At 43.7% G+C, this 7,669-nt stretch carries 7 protein-coding genes; 3 read left to right on the top strand and 4 right to left on the bottom strand.

Features of this window, described 5'->3' with window-relative positions; genetic code table 11:
- The 3 genes from iscB to ACYTXL_RS16740 all read right to left on the bottom strand — a co-directional run.
- Positions 1–1,262, bottom strand: a 1,262-nt coding sequence (gene iscB, locus ACYTXL_RS16730) for an RNA-guided endonuclease IscB (protein WP_461925711.1), incomplete at its 3' end; no start/stop codon positions are given.
- A 333-nt stretch (positions 1,263–1,595) separates the two neighbouring features.
- Positions 1,596–2,876 carry a S41 family peptidase gene (locus tag ACYTXL_RS16735; protein ID WP_461925712.1) on the bottom strand — a complete coding sequence of 427 codons (1,281 nt, stop codon included), beginning with the start codon at positions 2,874–2,876 and terminating at the stop codon, positions 1,596–1,598.
- Positions 2,877–3,003: 127 nt separating this feature from the next.
- Positions 3,004–3,384 carry a hypothetical protein gene (locus tag ACYTXL_RS16740; RefSeq protein WP_461925713.1) on the bottom strand — a complete coding sequence of 127 codons (381 nt, stop codon included), beginning with the start codon at positions 3,382–3,384 and terminating at the stop codon, positions 3,004–3,006.
- Positions 3,385–3,786: 402 nt separating this feature from the next.
- Between ACYTXL_RS16740 and ACYTXL_RS16745 the strand changes: the two genes are divergently transcribed.
- Together ACYTXL_RS16745 and ACYTXL_RS16750 are read left to right on the top strand one after the other, a co-directional pair.
- Positions 3,787–5,046: a sensor histidine kinase gene (locus ACYTXL_RS16745; protein ID WP_461925714.1), complete on the top strand. Its 1,260-nt coding sequence runs from the start codon at positions 3,787–3,789 to the stop codon at positions 5,044–5,046.
- Between the two features lie 2 nt (positions 5,047–5,048).
- Complete coding sequence (locus tag ACYTXL_RS16750) at positions 5,049–5,693, top strand: response regulator transcription factor (RefSeq protein ID WP_461925715.1); 645 nt, start codon at positions 5,049–5,051, stop codon at positions 5,691–5,693.
- 12 nt (positions 5,694–5,705) lie between these two features.
- On the opposite strand, the gene ACYTXL_RS16755 is transcribed toward ACYTXL_RS16750, so the two are convergent.
- On the bottom strand, positions 5,706–6,359 hold the full coding sequence (locus tag ACYTXL_RS16755; protein WP_461925717.1) for a tetratricopeptide repeat protein: 654 nt from the start codon (positions 6,357–6,359) through the stop codon (positions 5,706–5,708).
- A gap of 396 nt (positions 6,360–6,755) precedes the next feature.
- On the opposite strand from ACYTXL_RS16755, the gene ACYTXL_RS16760 reads away from it, so the two are divergent.
- A partial coding sequence (locus ACYTXL_RS16760) for a S66 peptidase family protein (protein WP_461925716.1) occupies positions 6,756–7,669 on the top strand: 914 nt, incomplete at its 3' end.

Below are 7,669 nucleotides of genomic sequence, written 5' to 3' on the forward strand. Positions count from 1 at the left end.
TATCCATCGTTACGGTGAATTGACTGACAGTACTTGTGCCGAACAGGGCTAACTTTGCCTATCAGTGTCCTCATTTCAAAAACCCCGCTTTCTCGGACGGTCAGCCTACCAACATGAGCGCCTGCAAACTTCCCTGTTGGAAGGATTGCCCTTACCATGTCCCCAGTCTGGAAACCGAAGAAAGTCTTGCATCGCGTTCTATGCCGAGCAGGAAAGCCGTACTTGTTAGGCGCACACATTTGACGATTACCCCATCCCTTAGCAATGATTGACAGAGGTTGTGAGGTGAGAATTTGTAGGATCTCTACTATTCCCACGCAAGCCGCATCTAGCCAATGTGTTTTCGGGATTGATAGCCTAACTCGGTTATATTTCGTTCTGCCACCCGTCCCAGTTTCTACTGGTAAGCCTGTTTGCTTGAGTTTGTTAAATAATGCCCAACGGGTTGAATTTACTGCTGCTGCATCCTTAAGTGGGAGTTTAGCTTGCCTCAAAATACGGGATAGAATATCAGGCTTTTTGGCTAAAAAGTCCTTGATATCTCCGTTTCCTTTTGCTTGATTGCAATCATGACAAGCAAGAGTTAAGTTTGAGACGCCATCGCTCCCACCTCGGCTTTTGGCTAATATATGCTCAATCTCAAAAGGTACGTTTTCAACACCACAGTAAGCGCACTTCCTGCCCCACTTTTGAAGTAAATACTCTTTAACTTCAAAGCCAGCGAGAGTTCCCTGTTGATATTCTTTCCCAGATATTTCAGGGTTCTGCATCGCTTGGAGGTCAAACTTAACCAACTCTTGGGATATCCCTGTAATCGGTACATATCGAGTTATGCGATTAACCAAAGTTTGGATGTTTTCAACCCTAGAGTTAAGGCTTGGTGGCAACCATCCCGGTTTCCTAGTGCGGTTGAAAAAACGAGGCTTACGGTAACGGGTTTTGCGGTTACGACGGTTACGCCTGATGGCACGACGCGATTCCAAATCATTTTTTATTTGTTGTCCACGGTGGGTTAACTCCGCACCCCAGATAACTTTCTCACCCTGCACAATTGCTAACCCAGTTACTTTTGAGCCTGGATCTATTTTTAATTGGTGTGGTTCTATCTCAGGATTACCAAGCGCGTATTTCAAGATAATCGTGAATGGGTAACGGCGATATACAGCCGCTTGTTGTAGGTTCAATAATCGTCTTGCCTGTCCTGGCGGAATTGGGTTTAATGGTTGTTTGTTGGTGTCAAGTACAAATACGAAATTAGACATTTTGTCCTCCCATTACTGGGGTTATGTTTTCCTCGCTAATGTTTTGAGGGCTTGTTAAATCAACCACACTTCCTTAACCAATTAGGGATATTTAATGGTTGACGACAGAGCTACAAGCTGGAAAGCACCTGTAGGTATCATGACCCTCAAAACGTAGCTTTCGCTTAAGCTGGCTATCTGTTCAGTGGCAGTACTAGATGTCTAGTGATGTCCACTGTTTGGTGAATAGCTATACTTACAGCACTTACGCAAAAAAGTTCTGAAGTCGTGGTAATTCATGAATTACCACTACGATAAATCAGGTTTTTGAGACAATTTTGCGTAAGTTCTGACTTATTTTCCACGCTTTAAACTTAGATGATTAGCCTCAGACTGAATCAATTTATTCAGGTCAGCAACGGCGCTAGCATACTGAGGATCAGCTAATGTCCCCAAGGTTCGATTCTCCACTAATGCTTTTTGTTGTGCCTCAGTTAATTCCACAGTAATATCTGGTGCAATACCGACATGATTGATATCTCGACCTTTTGGTGTGTAGTATTTGGCGATCGTGAGTTTCAGCGCCGAACCATCCCCCAGTGGCTCTACGGATTGAACTAAACCTTTGCCGAAGGTGCGAGTCCCGATTAACCGGGCGCGATTATCATCTTGCAGCGCTCCCGATAGAATTTCGCTGGCGCTAGCAGATCCTTTATCCACCAGTATGACTAAGGGTTTGTCGGTGAGAGGATGTCCCGTCGCATTGTAGCTATCTTTAACTTTGTCTCGATTTACCAAAGACACGATCGCCCCTTGCTTCAACCACATACTGGCAATTTGCAAACTCGCATCCAGCAGTCCACCTGGATCGGAACGCAGATCCAAAACGTAGCCCTGCACCTGCTGTTTTTCTAATGCTTGAATTGCCCGATGCATCTCTACGGCGGCTGTTTGGGTAAACTCTGGCAAAGTAATGTAACCAATCTTACCTGATGTCGTTGTTCGGGCATTGTAAGTTACAGGATGAATCGCAATATTTGCGCGGGTAAGTTTGAAAATTTGCGATTTATTGCCCCGTTGAATCGTGAGTACTACCTTAGTTCCTACCGGGCCGAGAATCCGCTTAACGGCATCCTCAATTTTCATTCCCTGAGTTATTTGACTGTTAATCTGGATAATTACATCGCCGGGCAAAATACCCGCTTTAAAAGCAGGCGTTCCTTCAATTGGGGCGATAACGGTTAAGGCTTGAGTTTTCTCATTCTCTCCCAGTTCCAGCCCGACACCACTGAGATTGCCAGAAAGGTCGTTATTTAGAGCTTGGTATTCATCGGGGTCGAAAAACACTGTGTAGCGATCGCCTAATTTAGCCACCATTTCTTGAATCGCCCCATAAGCCTGTTTTTTGGAACTATAGGAGCGATTAATATATTGCTGGCGAATTGCTTTCCAATCTTGATGGTTAAAGGTGACATCAACATAATTTTCATCAAGGATTTGCCACACCTGATCCACAAGTTTTTGGGGGGCAGCTTGGGGTTTTCCTAAAGCTTTAGAAGCGTAGAAACTACTTCCTGTCAGGATTGCTGCTATAACGGCGATTTCTATCTTGATGAGCAATTTTTGCTTGAACATACTTTAGCTATTGAAGAAGAATACAGAATATAGAATACAATCAGTGGGGGACTGAATACCCCCAATCGTACATAATTCATGGCTTTCGTGTGACGACTGATTCCTGAATTATGTTTTGATAAAACTACTAGGAATTATTTTGAGATTGTCCTGGACGGTGGGGATAGGCAGTCTTAAAAATCTCCTGAATTTTAGTCTTTTGTTCAGCCGTAAGATTCAGGCTCAATACTGCTTTACGCATTTTTTCACCTTGTTGCAATTTCGCTGACAATTGCTTTACCTGATCTGGGGTTAGAACTGCCTCAACTTGCTTGCGAACTGCTTCACGCTTCTCGGCGCGTCCTGGCGTATTCGATGCCGGAGAATTTGTTGTATCAGATACCTTTGTCGTCCCAGAGTCGCCCCCTTGAGACACATCTGGAGACTTAGAACCGGTGCAACCTGTGATTCCTCCAATGAGGATAGTTGCAAGTAGAAGGGTTGGTAAAATTATCTGTTTTCTAATCATTTGCTTCTCTTTTTTGGTTGTATTTAATACCACAGTTATCACTCAATTTCGCTTTATGACTGTTTGAAAAGTTGCTGATTTACTTACACCAGCTAATCTTAAAAGTTGGGATGGGTTTGTGCATGAGCTAGAATTCCTAACCTTACCAGGAAAAAAGTACTCAAGTTATTGTGACTTTTTTCCTAACTTAGAAATAGTTAATCAGTCGAAACGGCTCTATCATTACTAGAGACAGATTCGTTATATAAGAAGTTGTTTAACTAATTCGGTGGGTTTAAGTAGAACGGCAACAAGTAAGCCGTAAGTCTTGTTCCAAATCCCCGTTACAAAACTGTAGTTCCGACTTCCGACTTCCGACTTCCGACTTCTTTAATATTTCCCGATAAAATTATGAAAATACCTATGGTTTTGCCACAAAGTCCATTGAGTTGGAACAGTTCTATGGTTCGCTTTACCTACCCATCGTTCCGTTTGTTGCTTTACCTAGAGTGGCTGTTATTAGCCACGGCAGTATTCATGGAAGTTCTGCTGCCGTTTCAGTTGTCCTGGTGGTTGCTGCTACGAGTTCTGGCGATCGCCACCTTCAGCTTAATCGGCTTGAGACTTCCAATGGTGAAGCTGGAAACAAAATTACTTTATACAGCCCTGGAATTCGTTTTAATTTTGCTGCCAGCGACTGAACATATTTTATCTCCTCGCTCAGTTTTCCTGCTGTGTCTGGTACTGGTGATGCGGAGTTGTCTGATATTTAAGCAATCGGGACAGTTGATTGTCTTAGGTTTATCTCTGTTTTCTTATACAACAGTGCTTCTGTCAAGACCGATTGCACCTGAGAATTTTATGCGAGATAAGGTGATTGCCATGTCCTGGGATTGGCGATTAAGTAATATCTTATTGTTTGGCTTAACGTTAGTATTCGCTTTATTATTAATTAATGCCCTGCTTGCAGAGCGCCAAAGTCGAGAGCAGTTAGAAATTGCCCATCAACAATTAGAGATCATCAATCAACAGCTGTGCCAGTATGCGCTACGGATTGAAGATCAGGCAACCTTGCAGGAACGCAACCGAATTGCCCGCGAAATTCATGATGGGTTGGGACACACTCTCGCCGCCCAAACCATTCAGATTAATAATACTCTGTTATTTTGGCAATCAAATAATGACAAAGCATTAACATTTCTCAAACAGGCAAAGCAACAGGGGGCTGAGGCGCTGCTAGAAATTCGGCGATCGCTTTCTGTTTTGCGTTCAAATCCTTTGCAAGGGCAATCTCTCAAATCAGCTATTGAAAAGCTGCTGACTGATTTTCAGCAAACCACAGGTATTGAACCGTCCTGTAAAATTGAGCTACCGCAGACTTTACCAACAGAAGTAAACACAGCGCTTTACCGCATTGTGCAAGAATCGTTGACAAATATTTGCAAACACGCCCAGGCGACGAGTGTCAGCGTGGGACTGCTGGCTCACGCTGGAATGATTCATCTGTCAATCGAAGATAATGGAAAAGGGTTTAATCCCACTCAAAATACAACTGGCTTTGGGCTACAAGGGATGCGAGAACGCGCGGTTGCACTGGGCGCTCAATTGAGTCTCCACAGTCAATTAGGAACAGGTTGTTGTATTTATGTTTCTTTGCCACTATCAAAGCTGTTGGTGTTTTAACTATGATTCGGATTTTATTAGTTGACGATCAGCATCTGATTCGCCAGGGACTTAAGAGTATGCTTGAGTCGAATGCAGAAATGCAGGTAATCGGTGAGGCGGAGAATGGGCAACGGGCGCTCGAACAGATTGCCGCACTACAACCCGATATTGTGCTAATGGATATCAGGATGCCCGTAATGGATGGAGTTGCGGCAACAAAGGCGATCGCTCAAGATTATCCTGAGATTAAGGTTCTCGTCCTCACCACCTTCGATGATGATGAATATGTTTCCCAGGCGATGCGGCTGGGTGCAAAGGGCTATTTGCTCAAAGACACCGAACCAGATGAACTCATGTTAGCAATTCGCTCCGTCTACAAGGGACAAACCCTACTCGGCCCGGGATTGTTTGAGAAAGCACTCATGCCGATTGCCGCACCTGTGCCGTCTGTGGAACCCCGTCCAGAATTGGCGCAACTTACACCCAGAGAATTAGATGTATTGCGGTTAATTGCTTGTGGAGCGAATAACCGGGAAATTGCCGAATCGCTGTTTCTTTCAGAAAATACTGTTAAAAATTATGTTACCAATATTTTGAGTCGGTTGAATTTGCGCGATCGCACTCAAGCCGCTTTGTTTGCCCATTCGTTGTTTGGTGGATTGTAAATCAGATGATTTTCATGAAACACCAGGCTGATCAGCAGTTTTGATATCTCGCATGATTCGTTCGACTTGGTTAACTTTTTCATCTCTATTCTGTGCTTTGAAAATATTTAAAGCTTTCTGTAAAGAAGATAAAGCCTCGTCTCGTTTATTCGTTTGCCACAATCCCAGTGCAAAATTAGTCATGGCTTCGCCATAATTGGGATTAATTTCTAAAGCTTTTTGATATTCAGTAATAGCTTCTTGCCAGCGACTTTGGCTAGCATAAACAATACCGATCGCATTGTAAGCTAGAGCGTATTTTGGCTGGAGGCGAATCGCTTCTCGATAAGAGCTAATTGCTTCTTCTGGTTTCTTTTGCTGAAAAAGCACGTTTCCCAGTTGAAAGTGTGCGAAGGCGTCTTCTGGGGATTTTTTAATGAATTTGCGTAAATTTCCCTCAGCACCTGTCAAGTCTCCCTGATTCAATAAAGCATTGGCTTGTTGCAGGAGTTGCGATCGCTCTGGTGTATCTGTGTTTGATAACTGTGCTAGTTTTTGTGGTTGCAAAGAAACTTTTGCCGGAACCGCTAACACTAATGGTGATAGACCGATTACAGTTATGATACTCAGCGTCATGCCGCTAAAAGATTGAACAAAAGCTGATTTGGGTTTGCTCTTCAGCTTCATCATCCTCAATGCCTCAATAAGGTTGTGATCTTCATGATAAAATATGAGCGCGTTAAGGTGAGAATCTGAATCTTATATCTATTTTCAGGTAAATAGACCACGCGGTAGGGGCACAGAAAAAGCTCATGCGTGTCAACTTAAGAAAAAAGCTGCTTTGAGAAGACGTTTTGCCCTCATCCCCTAACCCTGAATCCCAAGTTGGGATTCGGGGAACTAGAGAATTTGCTCCCCTCTCCCAAAATTGGGAGAGGGGCTGTTCTTGTGAGGGTCAAACCTCGAAAGCATGCCTTGCCTAACTTCTAGGTTAAGTTGACACCAATGAGCATTGCTGTGCCCCTACGACAGATATGGTTCAAATACATGAAAGTCTTAGTTTCGGGGATGTTCTGATGAATTATGACTATTAAGCGTCGGCAATTTTTCCGAACCTGTGGACTAGCTACCTTAGCCACCCAGATACCAGGATTTATTGCCCAAGGTAAGCCATCTCCAAACACCATCCGCAAGCCGCCCCGCCTGCAAGTGGGGGATACCGTCGGATTAATCGCCCCTGCGGGTATTGTTGACACCAAAGACATCGAAGCAGCGCGAAAATCAATTACACAATTAGGGTTAAAAGTCAAGTTAGGGGAGCATATTTTAGATCGTTACGGCTATTTAGCGGGTAAAGATGCCGATCGCGCTGATGATGTAAACTCAATGTTTAGCGATCGCTCCATAAAAGCAATTATTGCCATGCGTGGTGGTTGGGGTTGTAATCGCATTTTACCCTTACTAAATTACTCGCTAATCCGCTCCTATCCGAAAATTATCATGGGATACAGCGATATTACAACGCTGTTGTTGGCAATTAATGCCCGTAGTCATTTGATTACTTTTCATGGGCCAGTTGCCACGTCTACTTGGAATCAATTTACAGTGGATTACTTCCAGCGCCTCTTATTTAATGGTGAAGCGGTGACGATGCAAAATCTCAACCCTAGCGAAGTGCGGGTGGAGATAATCGCACCGGGAAAGGCGAGGGGTAAACTTGTGGGTGGAAACTTATCAGTGCTATCAGCGATGGTAGGTTCACCTTATCTACCTTCCTGGAACAAAAGCATTCTGTTTGTAGAAGAAATTAACGAGGATGTTTACCGTATAGATAGGATGCTGACGCAGTTAAAAACTGCTGGAATACTTAATCAAATTGCGGGTTTTATCTTTGGGCAATGCACTAATTGTAGTCTTGGGGATGAACCATCATTTACTTTAATCCAAGTATTGCAAGATCACATACTTCCTTTAGGTATTCCTGCTTGGTATGGTTC

The sequence above is a fragment of the Nostoc sp. genome (assembly GCF_054880495.1).